Raw genomic sequence first — 26,753 nt, 5'->3', positions numbered from 1 at the left:
GATATAGCTCTTAAATTGACGAAGCTTGCGCTTCATTCAAAAATGGTAAAACTTATTTTTGCCTCATCGTTCAGTTTTCAAAGTTCGTCTGCCGCTCTTAGCGACTCATTTATAATAGCACCTGAAATTATATCCGTCAACTATAAAAATAAAGTTTTTTAAAAAAGAATAAATAAAGACGATTCCATCCTTTTATATTGAATGAAATCGCCAGTCTCTTCTTATAGAAACGATACAATGTGTATTTCATTTAAACGAGATAAATCATATTCTGTCTCTCCTGTTGCTTCAACGACAACGGGTTGATCGACACGATTTGTATAGGCGTGTATCGTTCCACGAATTCCGTTACTCAATAACACCGACCGACCCATTTCATAAAATCCGAGTAACGTCGCAAGAAGCGATAGTGCCTCCCCGTCGTAAGCTTTATTCTGCCACATATAGAAATATGCCTCTTCCGGAGAGAGCGGCTTCCGGAATGTCCGGGGTGCGGTTAACTGACAGAAGCGATCGGCGACAATAAATAAAGGAGACGCTGGATTCAATTCACGTTCCGTCAACCGCTTCGGAAATCCGGATCCATCCAATCGTTCGTGATGTTCAGCAATTAATTGATAGACACGACCTCGTAATATTTGACTACTCGGAAGCATCGATGCCGAGACAAGTGGATGTTGGTACAATAATTCTCGTTCCATTTTTGTGAAATAACGCATGTGCGACCATTTCCGAATTTTAGCGTAACTTGCATCTGCAAAGTAGGACGCAATGCCATAATCAAATTGGAGTTGATGCTCGTCACCACGATATTTGGATAAAGCTCGTGCGACGAGTGCTCGATAAATCGCATGATAAATGACATGATTTTTTCGTAACGGCTGATGTGTAAAGAAATGGACGACCGCTGAAAGCGGGACGTCTTGACGAAAGAGATGATGGATGAATTCTAAACCTTCATACGGGTTAGGCGCGATTCTCTCTTCCCACTGATTGTAATGCTTCTCATATTGAAGCACCTGACCACAAAGAATCTGCTCTTCTTTTGAAGTAAACGTCATTCGTTCGATAGGTGAGACATCAATTTCTTCTACTTTTAAGAAACGGAGCAAACGCAAATGTTCGTTGGTTAAGTGGATTCCGGCTTCTAAGGAAGAAACGGGTGACAATAACGTCATCCCAACATGTACAGTGGATAAGTTCAAACGCACGCGAATCCCTCCTAATATATAAAAAGGTCGAACGGAAACACCGTTCGACCTCTCGTCTTACTCATTCACATCAGACGATTCGTCGGTTTCAGGTGCTTCATCCTCAAACCCATTCTCCAAATCGACTGCTGATTCCTCTTCTAACTCATCTTTTTTCAATTTTGCGATAGTCGCTAAGCGATCGCCCTCTTCGATGTTCATCACTTTCACACCGCGAGTACTTCGACCCATTTGAGAGATTGTTTGCGAATCGATCCGAATCGCAACACCGAGCTCGGTCATCAACATGATGTCATCATCTTCATCAACGACACGCATCCCGACGACTGTTCCACGGTCTGTCTTGATTCCGATGATACCGGAACCGCCACGACCTTGTGTGCGGAACTGCTCCATGGCCGTACGCTTTCCGTATCCTTTTTCTGTGATGATCAAGACGTCTTGTGTCGTGCGAACGATTTCCATCGAGACGACCAAATCGTCGTCTTTCTTCAGTCGAATCGCGCGAACGCCTCGTGCCGTACGTCCCATCGAGCGAACTTCTCCTTCGAGAGGGAATCGGATTGACATCCCTTGACGGGTGACGATCAACATTTCATCGTCGCCCTTCGCTAAACGAACCGTGACAAGTTCATCCGTCTCATTCAAGCTGATGGCACGTAGACCGTTTTTGTTGATTCGAGCATATGCCGAAAGTGGCGAACGCTTAATCAATCCTTCTTTCGTAATGAAGACGAGAGACAATTGTTCGTCTGCTACTTCTTCTGACTCATCCTGTGCTTCTTCCGCCACCGTCTGGTTTGCGAGGTAACTGTTGAAATCGACCGGAATCATCGTTTCGACTTTTTCACCTTTGTCGATTTGAAGCAAGTTGATGATTGGCATTCCTTTCGCAGTACGACTCATCTCAGGAATTTCGTACCCTTTAAGACGGAAAACGCGTCCAAAGTTCGTGAAGAACAAGATGGTATCGTGTGTCGATGCTGAGAGCAAGCGAAGAACGAAGTCTTCATCGTTCGTTCCCATACCTTGTTTTCCACGTCCACCACGGCGCTGAGTCCGGTATGAATCCGAAGGGATTGACTTGATATATCCTTCGCTCGTGAGCGTGATCATCATATCGCGAACTGGAATCAAATCTTCATCCTCGAGTTCAACAATATCCGTGCGAATCACCGTACGACGAGCATCACCGTATCGCTCTTTGATTTCGATTAACTCGTTACGAATGATGTCGAGGAGCAATTCCTCATCACCAAGAATCGCACGAAGCTCTTCAATCAACGCTTTTACTTCACGATATTCGCCTTCAATCTTCTCACGTTCCAACCCAGTCAAGCGTTGGAGACGCATATCTAAGATCGCTTGCGTTTGTTCTGTCGAAAGTCCAAAGCGAGCAATTAATTTTTCACGCGCCTCATCACCTGTACGTGTGCTACGGATGATGGCAATGACTTCGTCCAAATGATCAAGTGCCACACGAAGACCTTCTAAGATATGGGCACGCGCTTCCGCTTTATCTAAATCGAATTGCGTACGACGACGCACGACCTCTTTTTGGTGTTCGATGTAGTAATAGATGGCTTGTTTGATGTTCAACGTTTTTGGACGACCGCCTACAAGCGCGAGCATGTTGACCCCGAATGTCGTTTGCATTGGCGTCTGCTTATACAAGTTGTTCAAGATGACACTTGCGTTTGCGTCACGGCGAACCTCGATGACGATTCGCATCCCGTTACGGTCTGATTCATCGCGCAAGTCTGTGATACCCTCGATTTTTTTATCGCGGACCAAGTCGGCGATCTTCTCAACGAGACGCGCTTTGTTGACTTGGTAAGGAATCTCATGCACGAGAATCCGTTCACGGCCATTTTTCAATACTTCGATTTCGGCTTTCGCACGCATCGTAATCGATCCGCGTCCAGTCTCGTATGCACGACGAATCCCACTTCGTCCTAAAATCTCTCCCGCTGTCGGGAAGTCAGGGCCTGGGATGTGTTGCATCAATTCCGCAATCGTGATGTCCGGGTTATGGGAAAGTGCCAAAACCCCATCGATGACTTCATTCAAGTTATGCGGAGGGACGTTCGTCGCCATCCCGACGGCAATCCCACTCGTTCCGTTTACAAGGAAGTTCGGGAAGCGAGCTGGGAGTACGACCGGTTCTTTTTCTTCACCATCGAAGTTTGGTTGATAATCGATTGTGTTTTTTCCGATGTCACGTACGAGTTCCATCGCAATTTTAGACATTCGTGCCTCGGTATAACGCATCGCAGCGGCCGAGTCGCCATCGACTGAACCGAAGTTCCCATGACCATCGACTAATTCATAGCGATAACTGAAATCCTGAGCCATACGGACCATCGTCTCATAAACAGCCGAATCACCGTGTGGGTGGTACTTACCGATTACGTCCCCGACAACACGCGCCGATTTCTTATGGGGCTTGTCCGCACGAATCCCAAGTTCGTTCATCGCATATAAAATACGACGGTGAACCGGCTTCAATCCATCTCGTACGTCCGGAAGGGCACGTGATACGATGACGCTCATCGCATAGTCCATGAACGACGTTCGCATCTCCTGGCTAATATTTATATCCTTGATATTTTCTTGTTCTGCCATTCGTTATTGCCTACCCTTCTTATTAAATATCGAGGTTCTTCACGTAATGGGCGTGAGATTGAATAAAGTCACGGCGTGGTTCGACGTTGTCACCCATGAGCGTTTCGAAAATCTCATCCGCTTCAATCGCATCTTGCAGGTCGACACGAAGCATCGAACGCGTTTCCGGGTTCATTGTCGTATTCCATAACTGTTCAGGATCCATCTCTCCGAGACCCTTGTAACGTTGAACGCTATAACGTGCATTTTCAGGAAGTTGTGCAAGTGTCGCTTGTAACTCCCGGTCATTTTGAACGTAGATTGTTTCTTTCCCGTGCTTCACACCATAGAGCGGTGGTTGCGCGATGTACACATATCCACTTTCGACAAGTGGACGCATGTAACGATAGAAGAACGTCAACAATAGCGTACGAATGTGTGCACCATCGACGTCGGCATCGGTCATGATGATGAGTTTATGGTAACGCGCTTTTGATAAGTCAAACTCGTCGGCAATTCCTGTACCGAGAGCTGTGATAATGGTCCGGACTTCTTGGTTGGCCAAAATCTTATCGAGGCGTGCCTTCTCGACGTTGATGATCTTTCCTCGAATCGGCAAGATGGCTTGGAAGTGACGGTCACGTCCAGATTTTGCTGAACCACCCGCTGAGTCACCCTCAACGATATAGAGTTCTGATTTCGACGCGTCTTTTGAAGAACAGTCGGCCAATTTCCCTGGCAATGAACTGACTTCGAGAATTCCTTTACGACGTGTCATCTCACGTGCACGTTTCGCAGCAAGACGCGCGCGCGCAGCCATCAATCCTTTGTCGACAATGAGACGACCGACCGATGGGTTCTCAAGCAAGAACTGTTCGAACGTATCGCTAAATAGTGTGTCCGTTGCTGTCCGTGCATCTGCATTCCCAAGTTTTGTCTTCGTCTGCCCTTCAAACTGAGGAGAAGGGTGTTTGACCGAAACAATTGCAGTCAATCCTTCACGGACATCATCCCCTGAGAGGCTGCCATCGGCTTCCTTCATCAATCCGAATCGCTTCGCATAATCATTAATGGCACGTGTGAGCGCTGTCTTAAATCCAGTCTCGTGCGTCCCACCTTCATGCGTCGGAATATTGTTCGTGAACGAATAGATGTTACTTGCGAAACCTTCGTTGTATTGAAGGGCAATCTCAACTTCGATTCCGTCTTTCGTCCCGTGCACATACACCGGTTCCTCATGAATCGACGCTTTAGAACGGTTCAAGTGCTCGACATAAGACTTGATTCCACCCTCGTAATGATAGTTACGTTCAATCGTCTCATCACCACGATCATCTTTGGCAACGATTCGTAATCCTTTGTTCAAGAAGGCAAGTTCACGCAAACGTGTCGCTAACAAATCAAAGTCATATTCAAGCGTCTCTTGGAAGATGTCGCCGTCTGGGAAGAAACGGACTGTCGTTCCTGTCGTATCAGTCGTTCCGACGATTTCAAGCTCACCTTGTGGAACACCACGTTTGAACGATTGATAATATACGTTCCCATCACGACGGACAAACACTTCAAGTTTTGTCGATAAGGCGTTAACTACTGATGCCCCGACACCGTGAAGTCCACCTGATACTTTGTATCCACCGCCGCCGAACTTACCACCTGCGTGCAACACCGTGAAAATAACTTCAACGGCAGGTCGGCCCGTTTTCTTTTGAACATCGACTGGAATCCCACGTCCGTTGTCTTCGACAACAATTGAGTTCCCTGGCTCGACTGTCACTGTGATCGTGTCACAATAACCGGCAAGCGCCTCATCGATTGAGTTATCGACAATCTCCCATACCAAATGGTGGAGACCGCGAGAGCTTGTGGAACCGATATACATCCCTGGACGTTTACGGACAGCCTCTAAGCCTTCAAGGACTTGAATCTGATCGGCGCCGTACGCTTGCAATTCTTTTTCATTTTCATTACTCATCGGTTATTTTCACCTACTATACATGATTTGGTGTTCCTTCTTGCCGCGATTACACGGATTCCGTTTCAACTTCGCCTTGTTTCACGTGAAACACTTTAGCTTGCTGAATGGTCTCATGTGCAATCCCGTCAATGTTCGTTGTTGTCAAAATCGTTTGTACTTTCCGTCCCATCGTATCGAGGAGATGGGTTTGGCGATGATCGTCAAGCTCAGATAACACATCGTCTAATAACAACAGAGGATATTCGCCTACTTCTTCATGAATCAACTCAATTTCAGCTAGCTTCAATGACAAGGCCGCCGTTCGTTGCTGACCTTGTGAACCGAACGTTTGGACGTTTCGATCGTTGACATACAATTCAAAATCGTCACGATGTGGACCAAACAAGGTCACACCTCTTCGTCGTTCGTTCTCTCTTATTTTATCAAACTTTTGACGATACGTTTCAAACATCTGTTCTTTTGAGAAACGTTCTTTGTTAAACGTGTCGGAAACGTATTGAATCGTCAGCGTTTCGAGTTCTCGCGTGATTCCAGAATGAATCGGATTGGCCCATTTTTCGAGCTGATCGATGAAATGATAACGTCGCATCACAATCTTCACGGCAAGTTCAATCAATTGATCCGTCAAGACCTCGAGTAACGTCTCGTCGCCACCTTTTGTGGATAACTGCTTCAGCAAGGCGTTCCGTTGTTTTAACGTCTTCAAGTATTGATTGAGCTCGTGTAAGTACACGGGACTGACCTGACCGATCTCCATATCTAAAAATCGCCGTCTCCCTTGCGGACTGCCTTTCACGATGGCTAAGTCTTCAGGGGCGAACAAGACGACGTTAAACGCGCCGACATAGTCACTGAGACGACGTTGTTCCAAATGATTGAGCTTTGCTTTCTTGCCTTTAGGAGAAAAAGAGAGACTCTGCACCGATTCGCCCGTCCGTTTATGAATCCGTCCTTCGATACTCGCAGCATCCGCTTCCCAACCGATTAACTCACGGTCTTGTGTCGTCCGATGCGATTTTGCGAGCGCAAGTACATAAATCGATTCGAGAAGATTCGTTTTTCCTTGGGCGTTCTCACCAATCAGAACATTCGTCTGTTCTGAAAAATCTAGCTCGAGGGTTTCGTAGTTGCGATAATTTTGCAATCGGATCGACTTTAAATGCACGTCAGTTTCCCTCGATTTGATATTCCCCGAAGCCTTCGACTTCGATTGTATCTCCATCTCTTAATTTACGACCACGGCGCTGGTCCTGCTCACCGTTCACTTTAATCATGACATCCTCTAAAAAGAACTTTGCTTGTCCCCCGCTTGAGATGATATCTGCTAATTTTAAAAATTGTCCGAGCGTCACATACTCGGTTGTAATCGACACTTTTTCCATGTCGTCACTTCCTTTCTCACATGCTGATCTGAAAAAATCGCCATACATATTAGTTTATCGAAAATCGTCGAATAAGGCAAAAAGAGGGATGACAAGGCAAGACACCTCATCATCCCTATCCGCAGCTTAAGATGTGCGGACTGGCAAAATCAGTTGAAGAACACTATCTTGTTCAACCGGTCGTAAAATGAACGGTCGCATCGAACCCGTGAACTGGATTTCGATTTCAGATGCATCGAGTGCACGGAGCGCGTCCATCACAAATTTGGAGTTGAAGGAAATTTTTAATTCTTCCCCTTCAAGTGATAGGATGCTGACACGTTCCGATACTTTACCGACTTCAGGCGAGTGTGAAGATACTTCAACTGCCGTTGTATCTTCCGCCACGAATTTAATGACGTTGTTGCGATCGGCACGTGCTAAGAGTGACGCACGGTCAATGGCCTGCAAGAACTCTTTCGCATTCATCCGAACCGCAGTGCGATATTCTTCCGGAATGAGACGTGACGTGTCTGGATAGGCACCGTCTAACAAACGAGAGAAGAATGAGATGTTCTTCATACGGAATAAAATTTGTTGGTCCGTTAAGACGATTTCAATCGGCAACTCTTCACGGTCGAGTAATTTCGCGAGTTCGTTGAGTGAACGGCCAGGAACGACGACATTTTGGAACGTCAAATCGTTATCCGTTTCAAAACGAGCACGACGAAGCGCTAAACGGTGGCTATCGGTTGCGACACATGTGAGGAAACCTTTCTCTGCTGAGAAATTGACCCCTGTCAATACAGGACGCGTTTCTTGTGAAGAGACTGCGAAGCTCGTTTGACGAATGATGGTCTTCAACAGATCCGCCGGTAAATAGAAGCGACGGTCACTCGCAAGTTCAGGTAAGCGCGGATACTCGTCTGGGTCAAGACCGTTCAAATGGAATTCTGCTTGACCAGACTCAATCCGAGTCATGAAGTTCGGTGAGACTTCAAGTGTGACTTCGTTCGTCGGTAACTTCTTCACGATTTCTCCTAAGAAGCGGGCGTTTAAGACGACGCTTCCGGCACGTTGAATTTGAATGAGTTCCATTCCACCCTCTTCGATTGGAATCAAACGTTCAATCGAAATCTCAGTGTCACTTCCTGTCAATGTTAATCCGTCCGCATGTGCCTCAAGTTTCAAGCCAGTCAAAATTGGAATGGTCGTTCGTGAAGCCACAGCTTTTGATACGTCTTGTACGGCTTGCATGAATACATCTCGTTGAATCGTTAAATGCATGTGGATAATTCCTCCTAAGGTGAAATGATTCCATTTCTTAATAATAATAATAGTATTATTTAAGTCATAATAGTAATAAGGGCTGTGGATACTGGGGATAAGTCCCCTTAAGCCTACGTATTAAGCCATTTCGCCTGTGAATAACTTGTGGATAACTAAGGTGGTTTATCCACAGGATATCCACAGAGAATTCTTCGTTAGCTAGAAAGTGCCTTTTTCAACGTCTGAATCGTCTCCTGCATTTCCACATCGTTCTTTAAAAGAGTGCTGATCTTTTCATGTGCATGAATGACAGTCGTATGATCCCGTCCTCCGAACTCTTCCCCGATTTTTGGCAAGGAGCTCTCCGTCATCTCCCGAGATAGATACATCGCGATTTGACGTGGGAATGCCAACGTCTTCGTTCGCTTTTTCGAGTTCAATTCTTCTACTTGAATGTTAAAGTGTTGGCCGACTACTTCTTGAATGTCGCGAATCACAATTTTCTTCGCTTCCTGGACCGGCATGATATTATGAAGCGCTTCGGCTGCCACGTCTGGGTCGATTGGTCGTCCGACGAGCTTTGCGTAAGCAACGACTCGTGTCAGCGCCCCTTCTAGCTCCCGAATGTTCGTATCGATTTGATTTGCGATATAAAGCATGACTTCATTCGAGATATCAAGTCCTTCTGCCGTCGCTTTTTTACGGAGAATCGCAATCCGTGTCTCGAGGTCAGGTGGCGTGATATCTGTGATTAAGCCCCACTCGAAGCGTGAACGAAGTCGATCTTCTAGCGTCGGGATTTCTTTTGGTGGTCGATCACTTGAAATCACGATTTGTTTCTGATCGTTGTGTAACGCATTGAATGTGTGGAAAAACTCTTCCTGGGTTTGTTCTTTCCCTGCTAAAAACTGAATATCATCAATCAATAACACATCGATGTTTCGATAACGGTTCCGGAACTCACCGGTCTTATTATCTCGAATCGAATTGATGAATTCATTCGTGAACTTCTCAGAAGAGACATAAGCAATACGGGCCCCTGGTTTTTGACCTTTTACATAGTGACCAATCGCATGCATCAAATGCGTCTTACCGAGTCCAACGCCTCCATAAATGAAGAGCGGGTTATACGCACGTGCCGGCGCTTCAGCGACAGCAAGTGATGCGGCGTGGGCAAATCGGTTCCCCGATCCGATGACAAACGTCTCGAAAATGTATTTGTCATTCAGTTGACCAAGATCCCCTTCCTCTTTTGAAGGTAATATCACAGGTTGTTCTTTTGTTTCCGTCACGGCGATGGACTCGTGTGATGATCCATCTGCTGGAGCATACTTGTGTGCTTGAGATTCTTCGATGAAATGAATTTCAAGCTTGTTGTTTGTGATCTCTTCAACCGTATCTTGTAACAGAGAGAGATACTGTCGCTCTAACCACGTAACGATAAAACTGGCTGGTGCCGACACAACGAGCGTCGTTCCCATCAACGATATCCCCTCGGTTGATTTCAACCACATGTCAAAACTGGCTTTTGGAGTTCGTTCTTCTTCCTCGATTACCGATAAGACATTTCTCCAAATCTCGCGAGCATTCTTCAATGAAAGACCTCCTTTACTCACATGTTAGGTAAAACTTATTCACACGATATACACATACACTATTCTATAGTAGAAACTAGGGTTATCCCCAGAGAACAAAAACTGTGGATAAAGTTATCCACATGGTGTTCATTATGGGGATAACACTTATCCACAGCCTGTGTATATCTTGGAATCACGAATTGTTCATCCACAAGTTTGTGCACATTCAGTTTAGCAAAATAAAATAGACGTGGCAATGCTTTTCAGTATTTATCCACAGATAAAGAAAAGTATCCACACCTACTTATCCACATGCTGTGTGTTTTGTGGATAACCTGTGGATATGTTGTGGATAAGGCAACCGTTGTAGAATGTGAGGTGAAAAAGTTATACACAAAAGAGGGAGAAGTGAAATAAAAGATTGTTTTTGTAAAAGAAGAAAATGAAAAAATAAAGAATGCGAATATGAAAAAAGAGGAGTTATTCACATATAAATGTGGATAACTTCGAGAATTTGTGGATAAAATGGCTCAACGTGGCTATTTATAAAGACCGTTTATAAAATACGTAAAGGTTGTGTATGAATTCTTCCCCCTACTCGTCTTTGAATACGATCGAATCCATGTGGATGAATGCTTTCTCAGTGCCTCATTGCGTGAATTCGAAAACCATCCGAAAATACATTGACAATTGTTGAATCGATTTATATAATCTTAAAGACTGCCTTAAATGAAACTATAACTTGCTAATAGAGCGTTAATCTTGAGGAGGTGCTGTAACCATGAAACCAACTTTCAACCCTAACAACCGTAAGCGTAAGAAAGTTCACGGATTCCGTGCACGCATGGCGACTAAAAACGGTCGCAACATTCTTGCTGCTCGTCGTCGTAAAGGCCGTAAAGCCTTGACTGTATAATTTTAAATGAAGATTGCCCGGGGATCCTTTCCTCGGGCAATTTTTTCGTTTGTCACAGAAACGTAGCATTTCATCGATTCTCGCTCGTTCAAATGATGCGGATATGATATGATGTTAGTTGACGATTTTTGAAGCGAAGGATGGAGTGAGAATTTTGAAAAAAGAATACCGCCTGCAAAAGAATGAAGAGTTCCAAGCGGTGTTTCGCGAAGGACGCTCCGTGGCCAATCGTCAGTTTGTCGTCTACACGCTCAAAGCGGATCAAGCACATTTCAGAGTGGGTCTTTCTGTCAGCAAAAAGCTTGGAAATGCTGTGGAACGGAACCGCATGAAACGATTGATGCGTGAGTCGCTTCGCTTGCTCGAACCGAATGTTGCGCCGAATGATTATGTGATCATTGCTCGGAAGCCTGCGACCGCATTGACGCAGTCGGAAGTGACCGAGAGCTTGAAACACGTATTCAAACGAGCCAAGGTCTGGAAAAAGCAAGGCCGGTGACCATGACAATCTGAATTTGTTCTCTCATATAAACAGAGTCTTATAAGATTGCCCGATAGACGTGTGCGTTAAAAAGAATTGATAAAGAAAGCGTAGGAGGAACTATGAGCAAAAAGCTAAAATTAGGATTACTCGCTGCCATGACCGCGGTCATTATGTTAATGGCAGGCTGTGTGGATCCGTCTACCATTCAGTCCGAACCAATCACGGCTGACACAGAAGGTTTCTGGGCGAAGTACTTTGTATGGCCGCTCGCGTGGCTCTTGAAGGAAGTTGCTTACTTAGTGGGTGGTCCATGGCAATACGGGATCTCAATCATCATCGCGACAATCATTGTTCGTTTGTTGATTCTTCCGCTCATGATCAAGCAGACGAAGAGTATGGGTGCGATGCAGGTCTTGCAACCAGAAATGCTGAAGCTTCGTGAGAAGTACAGCTCAAAAGACCAAGAAACACAACGTAAACTCCAGGAAGAGATGATGAAACTTTATCAAGAGTACCAAATCAACCCGCTCGCTGGTTGCTTGCCAATCTTGATTCAGATGCCGATTCTCTTCGCATTCTATGATGCGATTCGTCGTACACCTGAGATTTTCGAAGCAAACTTCTTATGGTTCGACCTCGGTGCTCCGGATCCGACATTTGTCTTACCGATCTTAGCGGCAATTTTGACATTCGCACAACAAAAAATCTCGATGGCGGGTCAAGAACAGAACCCACAATTGAAGATGATGCTCTATATCTTCCCAGTCATGATTTTCATCATGTCGATCAACCTTCCAGCTGCCCTCTCATTGTACTGGGTAGTCGGTTATATCATCTCGATCATCGTTACGATGGCAATCATGCTCCCAATGCGTGAGAAGATGAAAGTTGCGGCTGAAGCGAAAATCGCTGCGAAAGAAGCAGAGCGTGCAGCGCTTGCCGAAGAAGAGAAGAAAAACAAAAAGAAAAAACGTAAATAATCATGAAGCTGAGTGTCTCCTGACACTCAGCTTTTTTTGTGGGATTGTCTCCTGACGAGAAGGGAATAAAGATAGAAACGAGTATACGGAGGTGTGGAAAAATGGAGGCATTCATTCATCGCCTGGAGCGTTCGACGATATGGCAAGCGGTAATTTACTTTGTACTCGGTGTTCTTATTCTGCTATACCCTCGATTTTTCTTTGATGTCATGGTGTATGTCATTGCCGGTTATTTGGCCATCATGGGGATTTGGATGATTATTCAAGGGATGCGACGGCGGCAGGGAGGGTTGCCACCCGGGTTCTTTATGGGGGTCATTTATTTGATCTTAGCGGCAGTCGTTTTCTTCTTCGCTGAAACGTTGGCAAGTCTCTTACCCATCTTAATCGGGGCCCTGTTCTTATTCGGTGGGATCATCCGCCTGATTCAGGCGCTCGGGTACCGTCAATCGATGGCGGGACGATGGCTTTGGTTTTTGATTGGAAGTCTATTGTGGATCGGGGTCGGCATTCTCATGTTGACGAATCCATTCAGTAGCCTGCTCGTCTTATTCCAACTGTTCGGTGGAATCCTCATCGCGATTGCAGTACTTGAGCTGTTCCTCTACTTCGCGATTCGCTCGACGAAACGGCAAGCCCGATATTAACACAAGCCGTCCTGTCATAAAGGACGGCTTTTTTCTCGTTGAATCAACTGCTCCATGAACGGTCCGAATACGTTGTACCCGGGTAGTGACGCGAAAAAAGATTGTTCTTTCTTGAGTCGCTCCATATAGATATGGGCGGCTTTTTCATGCGAGGCGGGTGTCAATTGATCGTAAAAATCATATAAGTCGATGACTTGTCGCTGCGCCACATCCTTTAAACCGAGGGATGCCCGGTCCGGTGTATGGTGAGCGGCTAACACATACGCAAAATGGAACATTCCTTGTCGGAGCATTTCGGTCGCCCAAATCGAATTGCCTCGATTCCGTGATTTTGTATATTGGAAAAAGAACCAAACGTCATCGAATGCATGATCACTGGTTGTCGCTTCGTCTAATTGTAGGGAAGTGGCATGACGAGCCAGCCGCTGTTCCGGATCGTAAAGCACATGAATCGAGTCTTGATGATTCAACGTATTTTCCGTAACCGTGAACAGGTCGAGGTGAAGGAAATCATCAAAGACGGCGATGAGTTGTGGCGCGACGATGTGAATCTCGTCTTTTAACAGAATCGGACGATAGGCGGTTAAATATTCGACGCGTCTGGATAGAAAGGAGGTCTCTTCATCGGGGTGCACCATGACATAGAGGTCGATATCGGAATGTTCGTCGGCTTCTCCCCGACCGAATGAGCCCTTCATAAAAATCGCTTGAACCGCTTCTTCGTGCTTTAATCGCTCGGTGATGATTTGGATTGCGTCTTGCTGGTTCATATAGATTGCCCTCTCTCCTATGTAAATATATTCCTTTATTGTACGAAAACGATGAGTCGAATGGCAATAACTTGATCGATGGGCCAACTCTTTCGTTCAAGTCGAATATCGTGTATAGTAGGTTCGTTATGCATATGATAGAAGAAGATGTTTAGGTTTGGAGGGAGAAAGATGCTAGAGTTTGACACGATTACAGCGATTTCGACACCGATGGGAGAAGGTGCCATCGGGATCGTTCGGTTATCAGGCGATTTGGCGGTCGAAACAGTGAGCAATGTGTTTACTGGAAAAGACTTAACTAAAGTCGATTCACATACCATTCATTATGGAACATTAACACGTCCGGATACGGGCGAGGTAGTAGACGAGGTCATGGTCAGTATTATGCGAGCGCCAAAGACGTTCACACGAGAAGACGTCGTCGAAATCAATTGTCACGGGGGCGTCGTAGCGGTCAATCGTGTCCTTGAGCTCATTCTCGACCAACCCGACATCCGTCTTGCAGAACCGGGCGAGTTTACAAAACGCGCCTTTTTGAACGGACGTATCGATTTATCGCAAGCGGAAGCGGTCATGGATCTCATTCGGGCGAAGACGGATCGAGCGATGAACGTCGCGATGTCCCAAATGGAAGGACGCTTGTCACGACTTGTTCGCGAGTTACGTCAACAATTGCTCGAGACGATTGCGGCAGTCGAGGTCAATATCGACTATCCTGAATATGACGCGGAAGAGATGACCCAGGCCATCGTCGAAGAGAAAGCTGGCGAAGTCAAACGTGTCCTCGAACAGTTACTCGAAACGGCACGACAAGGGAAAATCTTGCGTGAGGGTTTGGCCACAGCGATTATCGGGCGACCGAACGTTGGGAAATCCTCATTAATGAATACGCTCGTTCAAGAGACGAAAGCGATTGTCACGGAAATCGCCGGAACGACACGTGACACGATTGAAGAATACGTCAACGTGAAAGGTGTCCCGCTCAAACTGATCGATACGGCAGGGATTCGCGAAACGGAAGATATCGTGGAACGAATCGGTGTGGAAAAGTCGAGAAAGGCTTTAGAAGCGGCAGATTTGGTCCTTCTCGTCTTAAACGGACATGAAGGATTAACAATGGAGGATGAGGCATTGTTCGAAGCGGTCAAAGATATGAACGCGATCATCATCATCAATAAGACGGACTTGCCACAAAACATGGATTCTTCTAAGCTAGAGAAACTAGCGGCAGGACGTCCGATTGTGGCGACATCGCTCTTATTAGATGAGGGAATCGATGCCCTTGAGGCGGCGATCTCAAATCTCTTCTTCGCAAAAGGTGTCGAGTCGCAGGATATGACATATATCTCAAATGCTCGACACATTCAGTTAATCAAACGAACGATTGGTCAAATTGATGAGGCGCTCGATAGTGCCGTCATGAATATGCCGATTGATATGGTCCAAATCGATTTACGTCGAGCGTGGGATACGCTTGGTGAAATCAATGGAGATACCGTACAAGAGAGCTTGATTGATCAGCTCTTTTCACAGTTTTGTCTTGGGAAATAATAAGGAGGAACCAATAATGGCTTATACAGCAGGCGAGTTTGACGTAATCGTCATTGGCGCTGGGCATGCAGGAATTGAAGCGGCACTCGCATCGGCGCGAATGGGCGCGAAAACAGCGATGCTCACAATGAACCCGGACATGGTCGGATTCATGTACTGTAACCCGTCAATCGGGGGACCGGCGAAAGGAATCGTCGTACGTGAAATCGATGCACTCGGTGGCGAGATGGGTCGTGCGATTGACGCGACATACATCCAAATGAAGATGCTCAATACATCGAAAGGCCCGGCGGTGCGTGCATTGCGAGCACAGGCGGACAAATTCCAATACCAAAATCATATGAAGAAAGTGCTAGAGGACGAACCGAATCTACTGCTTCGTCAGGCGCTAGTCGAACGCTTGTTGATTGAAGACGGAGAAGTACGTGGCGTGGTAACGAACACAGGTTCAGAATATCGCGCGAAAGCGGTCATCGTCACGACGGGAACGTTCATGCGCGGTCAAATCATCATTGGTGAATTGGCATATGAAAGTGGTCCAAACAACCAAATGCCATCGGTCGAGCTATCGAAGCATTTAGAAGAGCTCGGTCTCGACCTAGTTCGATTTAAAACAGGAACACCGCCACGAATCGATGGGAAAACGATCGATTACTCGAAGACGGAGATTCAGCCGGGAGACGAGAATCCATCATTCTTCTCGTACACGTCGACGGACTTGAATCCGATTGAACAAATCCCGTGCTGGCTCACGTATACGAGTGAACGTACGCATCAATTGATTGATGAGAACTTACACCGTTCACCGATGTACTCGGGTGCCATCAAAGGAACAGGACCACGTTACTGTCCATCGATTGAAGATAAAGTCGTCCGTTTCAATGACAAACCACGTCACCAAATCTTCTTAGAGCCAGAAGGTCGCGACACAGAAGAAGTATACGTTCAAGGTTTCTCGACGAGTATGCCAGAGGATGTTCAACATCAGATGCTTCGAACGATTCCAGGTCTTGAAAACTCAGAGATGATGCGTCCAGGTTATGCGATTGAGTATGATGCGGTCGTACCGACACAACTTTGGCCTACACTTGAAACAAAAGCGGTCCCAGGCCTCTTCACGGCAGGTCAAATCAATGGGACGAGCGGATACGAAGAAGCTGCAGGCCAAGGGATCATGGCGGGAATCAATGCCGCGTGCAAAGTACTCGGAAAAGATCCGGTCATCTTGGATCGGTCACAAGCCTACATTGGCGTCTTGATCGATGACCTCGTGACAAAAGGAACGAACGAACCGTATCGTCTTCTCACGTCGCGTGCCGAATACCGTCTCTTGTTGCGTCATGATAACGCAGATTTGCGACTCAGCGATATCGGATATGAGATTGGCTTGCTCTCAGAAGATCGTCACGCTCACCTCAACGAGAAGCGTGTAGCGATTGAAACAGAAGTGAAACGCCTCGCCTCATTGGTTGTAAAACCGACACCTGAAGTCAATGCGATGCTCGAATCGGTCGGTGCACATCCGCTCAAAGAAGCGACACATGCCAACATCTTGTTGAAACGTCCGGAAGTATCCTATGAAGCGCTCATGACAGTCGTTCCGTCAACGGAAGAATTGTCGTTTGAAGTGAAAGAACAAGTCGAGATTCAAGTGAAGTATGAAGGCTATATTTCAAAACAACTTGAACAAGTCGAGAAGATGCGTCGCATGGAAGAAAAACGAATCCCAGAGAACTTGGATTACGATGCGATCGGTGGTCTCGCGACAGAAGCGAAACAAAAACTAAAACAAGTTCGTCCACTTTCGATCGGACAAGCGTCCCGTATTTCGGGCGTAAACCCGGCAGACGTGTCAATTTTGCTCGTCTATATCGAACAAGGACAATATGCGACGGTGGAGTGAAACGATGAACGAATCTCAATTTATTGAAGCGTTACGAGCGGAAGGGTTTGAGCTGAACGAGACACAACTCGCTCAGTTCAAGCGTTACTTCGAAATGCTCGTCGAATGGAACGAGAAAATGAACTTAACGGCGATCACAGACCGAGAGGAAGTGTATTTGAAGCACTTCTATGATTCACTCAGCGCGGCGTTTCACTTTGACTTCACGGAAGTCGAAACGGTATGTGATGTCGGAGCAGGGGCAGGATTCCCGAGTCTTCCGCTTAAAATTTTATTCCCACACTTACACGTCACAATCATCGATTCGTTAAACAAACGCATCACCTTCTTGAACGAGTTGGCACTTGCCCTCGGACTCGAAGGTGTCGCGTTCCATCATGGTCGTGCCGAAGAGTTTGGAAAAAATAAAAAGTTCCGTGAGCAATTTGACGTCGTCACAGCACGTGCAGTGGCACGCATGACCGTTTTGGCGGAGTACTGTTTACCACTCGCGAAAGTGGGCGGGAACTTCGTTGCGCTGAAAGCAGCGAAGGTGTCTGATGAGATGGCAGATGCGAAAAACGCCTTAGCCGTTCTAGGTGGGAAAGAAAAAGCGACACACCAGTTCCTATTGCCAGGAGAGATGAGTGAGCGTAATATCGTAGTTGTAGATAAACTACGAAAAACGCCCGGGAAATATCCGCGTAAAGCGGGAACACCGGCGAAAGAGCCACTTATCTGATGATGTCGTTTCACGTGAAACAAAAGCAGATTCCAGTGGTGGAGTCTGCTTATTTTTTTACATAAAGGGGTGCCCGACGTTGAAGAATAGATTTGCGAAATTGTTCGGTGTGAATCGAAAAGACGAAGTTGCCGTGACGCAGATTGCGGAAGTTCGAGCGGATGATACGGTACAGGAACTCGCGTTGTCACGGTTGCGTCCAAACCGTTACCAACCGCGTAAAGTGTTCGAACCGGCAAAAATTGAAGAACTGGCAACGACGATTTCGGAACATGGACTGCTTCAACCAATCGTGGTTCGAAAGGCAGATGGGGACTGCTATGAAATCATTGCTGGCGAACGACGTTTCCGAGCAGTAAAATCACTTGGTTGGTCAGCGATTCCAGCAATCGTTCGTGATATGGACGATGATACAACAGCCGCGCTCGCCTTGATCGAAAACTTGCAACGTGAACAGTTAAGTCCAATCGAAGAGGCGGAAGCATACGATCGTTTACTCGCCTTGAACGGATTGACGCAAGATGCCCTCGCGAAAAGTCTGGGGAAAAGTCAGTCGACGATTGCGAATAAATTACGCTTGTTAAAATTACCAGAAGATGTGAAGCAGTCGCTTCGTGATCGGCGGATCAATGAACGGCATGCCCGTGCGTTGTTACCGCTAAAGGAAGAAGGATTGCAACTCCAAGTACTCGCAGAAGTGTTGGAACAGGACTTCAACGTCAAAGAGACGGAAGAACGCGTCGCCTTTTTAACAACACCAATTGAAGAAGAGAAGCGAAAGCCGAAAAAGCAACGTCGTCGAACGAAAAGTTTTGCGCGCGATACACGAATCGCCATCAACACGATTCGTGACTCAATCGATTTGATTGGGAAAACAGGGATTGATGTCCAAACTGAAGAAGTAGACGAAGAGGAATTTGTTGAAATTCGAATTCGCATCCCGAAAGCGCGGCCTCAAAAATGAGTCCGTGCTTTTTCATACGATGAAGGAGGTTTGTAGATGGAACGATTAGCCTTAAAATTCATTCGCCCAAACCCGAATCAGCCCCGGAAACAATTTGAGGTGGAAAAACTAGAAGAGTTGCGTCAATCCATCGAGCGATATGGTGTGTTGCAACCAATCGTCGTTCGAAAAGCGACGGGGTATTATGAAATCATTGCCGGGGAACGACGTTTTCAAGCAGCGAAGCTCGCGGGGAAAGAAGACATTCCTGCACTCGTCGTCACAGCGGACTCCGATCGCGTCATGGAGTTGGCATTGATTGAAAACATTCAGCGGGCGGACTTGAACGCCATTGAAGAGGCCGTTGCCTATGAACAGTTGATGCAGACGTTAGGTCTGACCCAACAACAGTTGGCCGATCGTGTCGGAAAGAGCCGGAGTCACGTGACAAACAGCCTACGCCTGCTTCGGTTGCCGAGTGCCGTCCAACATGCGGTCATGGTCGGAGATTTGACGATGGGCCATGCGCGTGCCATCACCGGCATGAAATCAGAACAAGCGATGGAACAGATTGCGAAACGAGTCATTGCCGAGCATTGGACGGTTCGTCGCCTCGAGCGATATTTACAAAAAGAGCGCACAGAAAAAAAGACGCTGAAGCAATCGAACGCCGATATCGAAGCGGTCGAAGCGGTGCTCGCAGAGCGTCTTCAAATGGATGTGTCGATTCGTCCACGCCGAAAAGGTGGCGTGTTAGAGCTCAAGTATTTTTCCCAAGATGATTTGGAACAATTGTTGACGTTACTTTCTCCTCAGGATTTTGATTCGTTCCGTGACTGACGAAGTCGAGTGATGGCGGTCTCTTCGTGATGAAGGCGCCCAATTCGTGCATCAAAATCAACAAATCCATCGGTGATGAAACGAGCGAGTTCGTACACGAGATGGAGTCGCGTATTCTGTAGAATCATCATTTCCATGAATCCGCTCACGTTCACGACGGCTTTAATGTTGTAAGCACCGACTGCCGGAAGTTCTTTTTGAACACCCGCACCCGGAGCAAGTGGTCCTTCAGAGAAGAAGACGTACCCGACGCTCGATAAACGTCCGAGGCAAGCATCGATGGCGATGATGAGTGGTTGATGGAAACGTGTTTGAATCTCATGGAGTGTTTCGACCAAATTGAGCGCGTGAACCGGTTTGGTTAGCGTGCCATATACATGTAGATTCCGAATGTGACGTTCTTCTAAAAATGTCCCGACGAGGGGACCGAGTGAGTCACCAGTCGAGCGGTCCGAACCGATGCAAACAAGGACGATGGGGCGATGTGTTTCATTGACCAACTGCTCATGAAGCTGGTCCGCAAGCAATCTGGATCCACTCCGCTCAGTGTGTTCAATGAAGAAAGAGTATGGTTTATGAGGTTTTAAGCGAAACGGCATGAATCTCATCCTCTCTTCTAAGCTGCCTATTCCTAGTTGCAGTGGGGGATTGATCTCGTATTAACCCTTTCCCAAAAGTGGAAAATTTCTAACTTCCGAATGCAGCGTTTGAGAAAAGTCGTGAAATATGTTTTGATGATTTAGAATCTACGACTTTTGAGGTGAAAAGATGGCTTCGCAAAATACAGAAAAAGATTTAAGCACGGTTGCGGATGAAACGATGGATAGTGTAAACCAATTCGTCGAGTACTTTAAAGATACCGATATGTGGATTGGTTTAGGGATCAAGCTCGCCGGTGTGGCGCTCATCATCATTGGTTTATATATCGCGACACGCATTTTGACGACCATGGTTGAGCGCGTGTTTACGCTCCGTAAAATAAAAGAACATGATATCGTCGCCCAGCGACAGAATGAAACGTTATTAAAACTGGCACAAAACACAATCCGTTATGTGATCGGGTTGATTATGGTTTTGACGGTTCTTGGACAATTCGGTGTAAATATCGCCGGTTTAATCGCATCGGCCGGGGTAGCAGGTCTTGCCATCTCCTTCGGTGCACAAAGTTTAGTGAAGGACGTCATTACAGGTGCGTTCATCATCTTTGAAAATCAGTATAAAAATGGGGATTACGTCAGTTTGAATCAGCAAGTCGAAGGGGTCGTCATCGAAGTTGGAATTCGGACGACGAAACTTAAAGGACTGAACGGACAGATTTCAATCATTCCGAACGGACAAATCATGCAAGTGACGAACTACTCACTTGAAAACAGTGTAGCGGTCGTCGATGTCGGTGTCGCATATGAAGAGGATATGGAACACGTCGAGACGGCAATCAAAGAGATTGCGAAAGAAGTCGAAGCGAAGTATCACGACCTCTTCATCGAACCGATTACCCTTGCTGGTGTACAGTCACTCGGAGCTTCAGAAGTCGTCTATCGTTTGATGGCAGAAGTCCCACCGACGCAACACTTTGCTGCCGGACGCATTCTGCACAAAGAATTGAAAGCAGGATTCGACCAACGTGGCATTGAAATTCCGTACCCACGGACGGTCATGTTGCCACCATCCCCGACTCCTAAAGGAGGAGAAGCAGAAAATGCACAGTAAATCATATGCGTTGAATGATATTGTGGAAATGAAAAAACCACATGCCTGCAAGACGAACCGCTGGCAAATCACACGTGTAGGGATGGATATTCGCATCAAGTGTCAAGGCTGCGGAGCCAGCGTGCTCATGCAACGCCGTGACTTTGATAAGCGATTTAAGAAAGTGCTTGAACAAGGGAACGCCGCCGAATAAGCGGCGTTTTTCTTTAGGTTATGAACGTGAGTTGCGGTTTAATCGTGGACTAACTATAATTGTGAAGGATGTGACGGTGTGGTGTACTAAATGTACCCACTCCACAGACGGCTTAACATTTCCCGGGAAACACCGGATGAGGAGGAAATACTAGTGGGATTAACAGCAGGAATTGTCGGATTGCCAAACGTCGGGAAATCGACATTGTTTAATGCGATTACACAAGCAGGAGTCGAAGCGGCCAACTATCCGTTCGCGACAATCGACCCGAACGTCGGCGTCGTAGAAGTACCAGACGCACGTCTAGATCGATTGACGGAACTCGTCAAACCGAAAAAGACAGTGCCAACAGCATTCGAGTTTACAGATATCGCCGGTATCGTAAAAGGTGCATCAAAAGGTGAAGGACTCGGAAACAAGTTCTTGGCGAACATTCGCGAAGTGGATGCGATTTGCCAAGTCGTCCGTTGTTTTGAAGACGAGAACATCACGCACGTTGCGGGTCGCGTCTCACCGATTGATGACATCACGACGATTAACCTCGAATTGATTTTAGCCGACCTCGAGTTGGTTGAAAAACGCATCACGCGTGTTCAAAAAATGGTCAAATCAAAAGATAAAGGTGCTGCACAAGAACTTGAGGCACTTGAAATCGTACAAGCCGTCTTAGAAGAAGAGCGTCCTGCCCGTGTTGCAGAGCTCACGGAAGACCAATTGGCAATCGTGAAGCACTTCCAACTATTGACGATGAAGCCGATGTTGTACGTGGCAAACGTCAGTGAAGAAGAAGTAGCAGACGCGGATGCGAACGAACACGTCCAAGCGGTACGTGACCATGCGGCAACAGAAGGAGCGCAAGTGATCGTCATCTGTGCACGCATCGAAGAAGAAATCGCTGAGCTTGAGCCGGAAGAGCGTCTCGAATTCTTACAAGACCTCGGCATCGAAGAGTCAGGACTTGATCAATTGATTCGTGCAGCGTATTCGACACTCGGTCTCGCGACATATTTCACAGCGGGTGAGAAAGAGGTACGCGCATGGACGTTCAAACAAGGGATGAAAGCACCACAATGTGCCGGTGTCATCCACTCTGATTTCGAGCGTGGGTTCATCCGTGCTGAAGTCGTATCTTATGAGGACCTTTCGGCAGCAGGCAACATGACGACCGTGAAAGAACAAGGAAAACTTCGTTCAGAAGGAAAAGAATACGTCTTCCAAGATGGCGACGTTGTCACATTCCGCTTCAACGTATAAGTTGATTTACGGAAACGTGTTGTAAAAGTCAGGGAAGTTTGATAGTATATTATGACGTGAGTAAAACAATTGTTTGCTCCTTGCTCCTACAACCGGTAGGGGCCGTTAGTCCAAGAGGAGGTGAAAGATAATGCGTAAATACGAACTTCTTTACATTATCCGTCCATCAGTTGATGAGGAAGCGAAGAAAGCTTTAATCGAGCGCTTCAACAACGTCATCACTGAAAACGGTGGTACTGTTGAAAAAACAACAGACATGGGTAAACGTCGTTTCGCTTATGAAATCAACAAGATGCGCGAAGGACACTACGTTCTTCTTAACATCGTTGCTGAACCTAAAGCGATCTTAGAAACAGAGCGTCTCATGAAGATCTCTGACGACGTTGTCCGTCAAATGACAACAAAAGACGAGCGTTAATCCTTAACGTTTCGTATCGTGAAAGGGGAGCTTGGAGATGATTAACCGAGTTGTGTTAGTTGGTCGATTGACTCGCGATCCCGAAATGCGTTATACGCAGAGCGGAATCGCCGTAACACGCCTTACTCTCGCTTGCGATCGTCCATTCGCTGGACAAGATGGGAAGCGCGAGACGGACTTTATTGATTGTGTCGTTTGGCGCAAACAAGCAGAGAACGTAGCACAATACTTGAAAAAGGGCAGCATGGCCGGCGTTGACGGTCGCCTTCAAATCAGTAGTTACGAAGGACAAGATGGCCAACGTCGTTACCGGGCAGAAGTAGTTGCCGATAGCGTACGCTTCCTCGAACCACGCGGAGCCTCAGGGCAACGTGAGCAAGCACCGTCTGGAGATGTCTTCGGTGGTGGTGAATCAAGTGGATCAGGATGGGGCGCAGGAGCCGCTTCGACTTCATCTCAGTCCTCAAACCAGTCTTCAAATAAAGGTTTTGACGCAGATCCGTTCTCGGGTGGCGGCAAAATCGACTTGTCAGATGATGATTTGCCATTCTAATCATCACGGACAATAAAAACTAACTTATAAAGGAGGTCTTCACATGGCACGTCGTCCAGGAGGTCGTCGTCGTCGTAAAGTATGTTTCTTTACGTCGAACAACATCACTCATATCGATTATAAAGACGTAGAATTGCTCAAACGCTTCGTTTCGGAGCGTGGTAAAATTCTTCCACGTCGTGTGACTGGTACTTCAGCGAAATACCAACGTCCACTTACTGTCGCTATCAAGCGTTCACGTCAAATGGCTTTGCTCCCATACGTTGCAGAGTAAGGTTTGACGAACGGCTTATCCTTTTGGATAAGTCGTTTTTTTGTATTTCATCTTGTTTGTAAGTGTGTAAGTGAAACCGACGGATATGGTATGATAGAGCAGAAACCTTTACGATTCCATGGGTGAACATTACTCATTTTAGGAGGCATACATGCACAGTGGTGAAGCAATAACATCCGTGAAGAACCAATACGCGCGACACATGGTTCCCTATGTGATTGGATTCCTTGTTTCGTTAGGATTGGCGTTCTATAGCATCGTGGCGGCAATCACCCTGTTTATGGGCACGCTGATTTTTTTCATCTATCAGCAAGTAACGTTGCGACGGGAGCGTAAAAATTGGGAACAGTATGTCCTCTCACTCTCTCATCAAATCGAAGAGGTCGGAAAAGAAGCGTTGACGACGATGCCGATCGGAATTTTAGTCTTTGACCAAGATCGACGCATCAGTTGGTATAACGAACAATCGCGATTGATTTTTGAACTTGAGATGGCGATTGGTGTACCACTTGACGCCCTTCATTCCGCATTCGATGAACTGATTGAAGAGGAAGAGGATGAGGCTACGATTGAAGTGGGCGACCGCGTCTATCGTGTCTTTTATAATCAAGCACATCAAACATTATATTTATTTGACATGACTGAAGAAGCAGAGATGGAGCAAAAATATGCTCAAACGCAGACAGTCATCGGTATTTTGTATCTGGATAACTACGATGAGATGTCGACTGCAGTGGATGAACAAGTCCGAAGCGAGGTCAATCGTCGTGTGACGGTGCTTCTCAACCAATGGGCACAGCGACATCACATCTATATGCGTCGTACAGCGGCGGACCGCTTCTTCCTCGTCATGAATGAGCGGACGTTGTCGGAACTTGAAAACAATCGCTTCTCGATTTTAGATGAAGTACGTGACGCGACGAAGGAACAAAGAATTCCATTGACGCTATCCATCGGTATCGGATGCGGGGAGACGACGTTGACGGAGTTAGGCAATCTATCGCAGTCGAGTCTTGATTTAGGTCTCGGCCGTGGTGGTGACCAGGCCGTCGTCAAACGCCATAACGGAAAAGTTCGCTTCTTTGGAGGGAAGACAAACCCGACGGAGAAACGGACGCGTGTCCGAGCGCGTGTCATCTCAAACTCGATGCGCGATCTGATTCGGGAATCGAGCCGTGTCCTTGTCATGGGACATAAAAATCCAGATATGGATTCGCTCGGGGCTTCCATCGGGATTATGAAATTGGCCGAGTTTGTGGGACGTGAAGCATACGTCGTCGTCCCGTCCGGTGAGACAAGTGTCGGTATTCAGCGACTCGTTCAGGAAGTGGAGAACGATGACTCGCTATACAGTCAATTTTTGACCGAGTACGAGGCGCAACCGCTCATCGACGAACAGACACTTCTTGTCATTGTCGATACACACCGCCCGTCACTCGTCATTTCGAAAGATATTTTGTATCGGTCAGAACGCGTCGTCGTGATTGACCATCACCGTCGCGGCGAAGAGTTCATTGAAGACCCGGTTCTCGTGTATATGGAACCGTATGCTTCGTCGACGAGTGAACTCGTGACGGAGTTAATCGAATATCAAGCAGGGAGCCGTAAACTGTCGATTTTAGAGGCTACGTCACTCTTAGCTGGAATCATGGTCGATACGAAAGGCTTCACACTCCGTACGGGCTCTCGTACGTTTGATGCGGCATCGTTCTTACGAATTCAAGGTGCTGATACGGTTCTCGTACAACACTTTATGCGTCAGGACCTCGATGCTTATATCGAGCAGTCGCAGATTTTAAGAAACACTGAAATTTATGCGGATGGTATGGCGATTGCCGTCGCTTCTGACGACGAGGCACATCACCAAGTGCTGATTGCGCAGTCCGCGGACCAGTTGCTGAATATGGAAGGCGTCAAAGCGTCGTTCGTCATCGCGATCTTACCGGACGGACGCACGGGAATCAGCGCAAGGTCGCTCGGTGATGTCAATGTCCAGGTCATCATGGAAATGCTCGATGGTGGTGGTCATTTGACGAATGCGGCCACACAACTTGAAGTGAGTCGTGAACAAGCGAATGCCATGCTGAAAGAGGCAATCGATCATTACGTAACAGATGAAACTGAAGGAGAGGAATCAGAATGAAAGTCATTTTGAAAGTAGATGTAAAAGGTCAAGGGAAAGCTGGAGAAGTGAAGAACGTGGCAGACGCTTACGCGAAAAACGTCTTGTTCAAGAAAAACTTGGCGGTTGAAGCGACACCTGGAAACCTAAAAGCGTTCGCGGCGAAAGAACGTCGTGCCGAAGAGGCTGCAGAAGAAGAGTTGAAAGAAGCGCAACAACTGAAAGCAAAACTTGAAAAAGAGACGATCGCCGTCACGACAAAAGCCGGTGAAGGTGGTCGCGTGTTCGGTTCGGTCACAAGCAAACAAATCGCGGATGCCCTTAAAACAATGGGCTACAAAATCGATAAGCGTAAAATTGAACTCGAGCACCCAATCAAGGCGCTCGGTTTCACAAAAGTACCTGTGAAGTTGCACCATGACGTCGTCGCGACGTTGAACGTACATGTACAAGAAGCTTGAAGGTGAGGTAGAGACG

Annotated in this window: 26 protein-coding genes; 17 read left to right on the top strand and 9 right to left on the bottom strand. The window is 46.8% G+C overall.

The window, feature by feature from the left end:
• Nucleotides 1-221 precede the first annotated feature (221 nt).
• From KNO94_RS07980 to dnaA, 7 genes are all read right to left on the bottom strand, one after another.
• Nucleotides 222-1,211 carry an HD-GYP domain-containing protein gene (locus KNO94_RS07980; RefSeq protein WP_214778736.1) on the bottom strand — a complete coding sequence of 330 codons (990 nt, stop codon included), beginning with the start codon at nt 1,209-1,211 and terminating at the stop codon, nt 222-224.
• Between the two features lie 57 nt (nt 1,212-1,268).
• Entirely contained in the window at nt 1,269-3,836 is a 2,568-nt protein-coding gene (gene gyrA, locus KNO94_RS07975) for a DNA gyrase subunit A (protein ID WP_214778734.1), read from the bottom strand.
• A gap of 22 nt (nt 3,837-3,858) precedes the next feature.
• Nucleotides 3,859-5,787 carry a DNA topoisomerase (ATP-hydrolyzing) subunit B gene (gyrB, locus tag KNO94_RS07970; RefSeq protein WP_214778733.1) on the bottom strand — a complete coding sequence of 643 codons (1,929 nt, stop codon included), beginning with the start codon at nt 5,785-5,787 and terminating at the stop codon, nt 3,859-3,861.
• Nucleotides 5,788-5,836: 49 nt separating this feature from the next.
• A complete protein-coding gene (gene recF / locus KNO94_RS07965) occupies nt 5,837-6,955 on the bottom strand; it encodes a DNA replication/repair protein RecF (RefSeq protein ID WP_214742423.1) in 1,119 nt (372 codons plus the stop codon).
• Nucleotide 6,956: 1 nt separating this feature from the next.
• Complete coding sequence (gene yaaA / locus KNO94_RS07960; RefSeq protein ID WP_015880213.1) at nt 6,957-7,172, bottom strand: S4 domain-containing protein YaaA; 216 nt, start codon at nt 7,170-7,172, stop codon at nt 6,957-6,959.
• A gap of 126 nt (nt 7,173-7,298) precedes the next feature.
• Complete coding sequence (dnaN, locus tag KNO94_RS07955) at nt 7,299-8,438, bottom strand: DNA polymerase III subunit beta (RefSeq protein ID WP_031424075.1); 1,140 nt, start codon at nt 8,436-8,438, stop codon at nt 7,299-7,301.
• A 197-nt stretch (nt 8,439-8,635) separates the two neighbouring features.
• Entirely contained in the window at nt 8,636-10,015 is a 1,380-nt protein-coding gene (dnaA, locus tag KNO94_RS07950) for a chromosomal replication initiator protein DnaA (RefSeq protein ID WP_214742424.1), read from the bottom strand.
• A gap of 763 nt (nt 10,016-10,778) precedes the next feature.
• Here dnaA and rpmH point away from each other — a divergent pair.
• The 4 genes from rpmH to KNO94_RS07930 all read left to right on the top strand — a co-directional run bounded on the left by rpmH (nt 10,779) and on the right by KNO94_RS07930 (nt 13,024).
• A complete protein-coding gene (rpmH, locus tag KNO94_RS07945) occupies nt 10,779-10,913 on the top strand; it encodes a 50S ribosomal protein L34 (RefSeq protein WP_015880216.1) in 135 nt (44 codons plus the stop codon).
• Between the two features lie 154 nt (nt 10,914-11,067).
• On the top strand, nt 11,068-11,412 hold the full coding sequence (gene rnpA, locus KNO94_RS07940; protein WP_214742693.1) for a ribonuclease P protein component: 345 nt from the start codon (nt 11,068-11,070) through the stop codon (nt 11,410-11,412).
• A gap of 104 nt (nt 11,413-11,516) precedes the next feature.
• Nucleotides 11,517-12,377 carry a membrane protein insertase YidC gene (gene yidC, locus KNO94_RS07935; protein ID WP_214742425.1) on the top strand — a complete coding sequence of 287 codons (861 nt, stop codon included), beginning with the start codon at nt 11,517-11,519 and terminating at the stop codon, nt 12,375-12,377.
• Between the two features lie 101 nt (nt 12,378-12,478).
• Nucleotides 12,479-13,024, top strand: a complete 546-nt coding sequence (locus KNO94_RS07930) for an HdeD family acid-resistance protein (RefSeq protein WP_214778731.1) — start codon at nt 12,479-12,481, stop codon at nt 13,022-13,024.
• Nucleotides 13,025-13,038: 14 nt separating this feature from the next.
• Here the strand turns inward: KNO94_RS07930 and KNO94_RS07925 are convergent, their stop codons facing one another.
• Nucleotides 13,039-13,794: a nucleotidyltransferase domain-containing protein gene (locus KNO94_RS07925; RefSeq protein WP_214778729.1), complete on the bottom strand. Its 756-nt coding sequence runs from the start codon at nt 13,792-13,794 to the stop codon at nt 13,039-13,041.
• A gap of 171 nt (nt 13,795-13,965) precedes the next feature.
• Here KNO94_RS07925 and mnmE point away from each other — a divergent pair, with 171 nt between their 5' ends.
• The 5 genes from mnmE (at nt 13,966) to KNO94_RS07900 (ending at nt 19,752) form a co-directional block, all read left to right on the top strand.
• Nucleotides 13,966-15,345 carry a tRNA uridine-5-carboxymethylaminomethyl(34) synthesis GTPase MnmE gene (mnmE, locus tag KNO94_RS07920; RefSeq protein ID WP_214778727.1) on the top strand — a complete coding sequence of 460 codons (1,380 nt, stop codon included), beginning with the start codon at nt 13,966-13,968 and terminating at the stop codon, nt 15,343-15,345.
• A gap of 16 nt (nt 15,346-15,361) precedes the next feature.
• Nucleotides 15,362-17,248, top strand: a complete 1,887-nt coding sequence (gene mnmG / locus KNO94_RS07915; protein ID WP_214742429.1) for a tRNA uridine-5-carboxymethylaminomethyl(34) synthesis enzyme MnmG — start codon at nt 15,362-15,364, stop codon at nt 17,246-17,248.
• 4 nt (nt 17,249-17,252) lie between these two features.
• Nucleotides 17,253-17,969 carry a 16S rRNA (guanine(527)-N(7))-methyltransferase RsmG gene (gene rsmG / locus KNO94_RS07910; protein ID WP_214778725.1) on the top strand — a complete coding sequence of 239 codons (717 nt, stop codon included), beginning with the start codon at nt 17,253-17,255 and terminating at the stop codon, nt 17,967-17,969.
• Between the two features lie 79 nt (nt 17,970-18,048).
• Nucleotides 18,049-18,933, top strand: a complete 885-nt coding sequence (gene noc / locus KNO94_RS07905; protein WP_214778723.1) for a nucleoid occlusion protein — start codon at nt 18,049-18,051, stop codon at nt 18,931-18,933.
• A 36-nt stretch (nt 18,934-18,969) separates the two neighbouring features.
• A complete protein-coding gene (locus KNO94_RS07900) occupies nt 18,970-19,752 on the top strand; it encodes a ParB/RepB/Spo0J family partition protein (RefSeq protein WP_214742432.1) in 783 nt (260 codons plus the stop codon).
• On the opposite strand, the gene yyaC is transcribed toward KNO94_RS07900, so the two are convergent.
• Nucleotides 19,725-20,351: a spore protease YyaC gene (gene yyaC, locus KNO94_RS07895; protein WP_214742433.1), complete on the bottom strand. Its 627-nt coding sequence runs from the start codon at nt 20,349-20,351 to the stop codon at nt 19,725-19,727. The two genes, KNO94_RS07900 and yyaC, sit on opposite strands and share 28 nt — an antisense overlap.
• Before the next feature lie 169 nt (nt 20,352-20,520).
• On the opposite strand from yyaC, the gene KNO94_RS07890 reads away from it, so the two are divergent.
• From KNO94_RS07890 to rplI, 8 genes are all read left to right on the top strand, one after another.
• Nucleotides 20,521-21,462 carry a mechanosensitive ion channel family protein gene (locus tag KNO94_RS07890; protein WP_214778721.1) on the top strand — a complete coding sequence of 314 codons (942 nt, stop codon included), beginning with the start codon at nt 20,521-20,523 and terminating at the stop codon, nt 21,460-21,462.
• A complete protein-coding gene (locus KNO94_RS07885) occupies nt 21,452-21,655 on the top strand; it encodes a DUF951 domain-containing protein (RefSeq protein WP_214742435.1) in 204 nt (67 codons plus the stop codon). Before KNO94_RS07890 ends, KNO94_RS07885 begins: the two co-directional genes overlap by 11 nt.
• A 153-nt stretch (nt 21,656-21,808) precedes the next feature.
• Entirely contained in the window at nt 21,809-22,909 is a 1,101-nt protein-coding gene (ychF, locus tag KNO94_RS07880; protein WP_214742436.1) for a redox-regulated ATPase YchF, read from the top strand.
• Nucleotides 22,910-23,039: 130 nt separating this feature from the next.
• On the top strand, nt 23,040-23,327 hold the full coding sequence (gene rpsF, locus KNO94_RS07875; protein ID WP_015880230.1) for a 30S ribosomal protein S6: 288 nt from the start codon (nt 23,040-23,042) through the stop codon (nt 23,325-23,327).
• A 37-nt stretch (nt 23,328-23,364) separates the two neighbouring features.
• A complete protein-coding gene (gene ssb / locus KNO94_RS07870) occupies nt 23,365-23,880 on the top strand; it encodes a single-stranded DNA-binding protein (RefSeq protein WP_214742437.1) in 516 nt (171 codons plus the stop codon).
• A 43-nt stretch (nt 23,881-23,923) separates the two neighbouring features.
• Nucleotides 23,924-24,154: a 30S ribosomal protein S18 gene (gene rpsR / locus KNO94_RS07865; RefSeq protein ID WP_015880232.1), complete on the top strand. Its 231-nt coding sequence runs from the start codon at nt 23,924-23,926 to the stop codon at nt 24,152-24,154.
• 151 nt (nt 24,155-24,305) lie between these two features.
• A complete protein-coding gene (locus tag KNO94_RS07860) occupies nt 24,306-26,297 on the top strand; it encodes a DHH family phosphoesterase (RefSeq protein WP_214778719.1) in 1,992 nt (663 codons plus the stop codon).
• Nucleotides 26,294-26,737 carry a 50S ribosomal protein L9 gene (gene rplI, locus KNO94_RS07855; RefSeq protein WP_214742439.1) on the top strand — a complete coding sequence of 148 codons (444 nt, stop codon included), beginning with the start codon at nt 26,294-26,296 and terminating at the stop codon, nt 26,735-26,737. The genes KNO94_RS07860 and rplI overlap by 4 nt, the downstream gene beginning before the upstream one ends.
• Nucleotides 26,738-26,753: the final 16 nt, after the last annotated feature.

Source organism: Exiguobacterium sp. s22, from assembly GCF_018617455.1.
Classification (GTDB): domain Bacteria; phylum Bacillota; class Bacilli; order Exiguobacteriales; family Exiguobacteriaceae; genus Exiguobacterium.
This window is presented reverse-complemented; position numbering and strand designations above follow the sequence as displayed.

Bases quoted from the DNA above. Each gene is read 5' to 3' on its own strand.
- gyrA (WP_214778734.1), bottom strand. From the start codon at position 3,836: ATGGCAGAACAAGAAAATATCAAGGATATAAATATTAGCCAGGAGATG.
- gyrB (WP_214778733.1), bottom strand. From the start codon at position 5,787: ATGAGTAATGAAAATGAAAAAGAATTGCAAGCGTACGGCGCCGATCAG.
- yaaA (WP_015880213.1), bottom strand. From the start codon at position 7,172: ATGGAAAAAGTGTCGATTACAACCGAGTATGTGACGCTCGGACAATTT.
- dnaN (WP_031424075.1), bottom strand. From the start codon at position 8,438: ATGCATTTAACGATTCAACGAGATGTATTCATGCAAGCCGTACAAGAC.
- rpmH (WP_015880216.1), top strand. From the start codon at position 10,779: ATGAAACCAACTTTCAACCCTAACAACCGTAAGCGTAAGAAAGTTCAC.
- yidC (WP_214742425.1), top strand. From the start codon at position 11,517: ATGAGCAAAAAGCTAAAATTAGGATTACTCGCTGCCATGACCGCGGTC.
- KNO94_RS07930 (WP_214778731.1), top strand. From the start codon at position 12,479: ATGGAGGCATTCATTCATCGCCTGGAGCGTTCGACGATATGGCAAGCG.
- KNO94_RS07925 (WP_214778729.1), bottom strand. From the start codon at position 13,794: ATGAACCAGCAAGACGCAATCCAAATCATCACCGAGCGATTAAAGCAC.
- mnmE (WP_214778727.1), top strand. From the start codon at position 13,966: ATGCTAGAGTTTGACACGATTACAGCGATTTCGACACCGATGGGAGAA.
- mnmG (WP_214742429.1), top strand. From the start codon at position 15,362: ATGGCTTATACAGCAGGCGAGTTTGACGTAATCGTCATTGGCGCTGGG.
- rsmG (WP_214778725.1), top strand. From the start codon at position 17,253: ATGAACGAATCTCAATTTATTGAAGCGTTACGAGCGGAAGGGTTTGAG.
- KNO94_RS07900 (WP_214742432.1), top strand. From the start codon at position 18,970: ATGGAACGATTAGCCTTAAAATTCATTCGCCCAAACCCGAATCAGCCC.
- yyaC (WP_214742433.1), bottom strand. From the start codon at position 20,351: ATGCCGTTTCGCTTAAAACCTCATAAACCATACTCTTTCTTCATTGAA.
- KNO94_RS07890 (WP_214778721.1), top strand. From the start codon at position 20,521: ATGGCTTCGCAAAATACAGAAAAAGATTTAAGCACGGTTGCGGATGAA.
- KNO94_RS07885 (WP_214742435.1), top strand. From the start codon at position 21,452: ATGCACAGTAAATCATATGCGTTGAATGATATTGTGGAAATGAAAAAA.
- rpsF (WP_015880230.1), top strand. From the start codon at position 23,040: ATGCGTAAATACGAACTTCTTTACATTATCCGTCCATCAGTTGATGAG.
- ssb (WP_214742437.1), top strand. From the start codon at position 23,365: ATGATTAACCGAGTTGTGTTAGTTGGTCGATTGACTCGCGATCCCGAA.
- rpsR (WP_015880232.1), top strand. From the start codon at position 23,924: ATGGCACGTCGTCCAGGAGGTCGTCGTCGTCGTAAAGTATGTTTCTTT.
- KNO94_RS07860 (WP_214778719.1), top strand. From the start codon at position 24,306: ATGCACAGTGGTGAAGCAATAACATCCGTGAAGAACCAATACGCGCGA.
- rplI (WP_214742439.1), top strand. From the start codon at position 26,294: ATGAAAGTCATTTTGAAAGTAGATGTAAAAGGTCAAGGGAAAGCTGGA.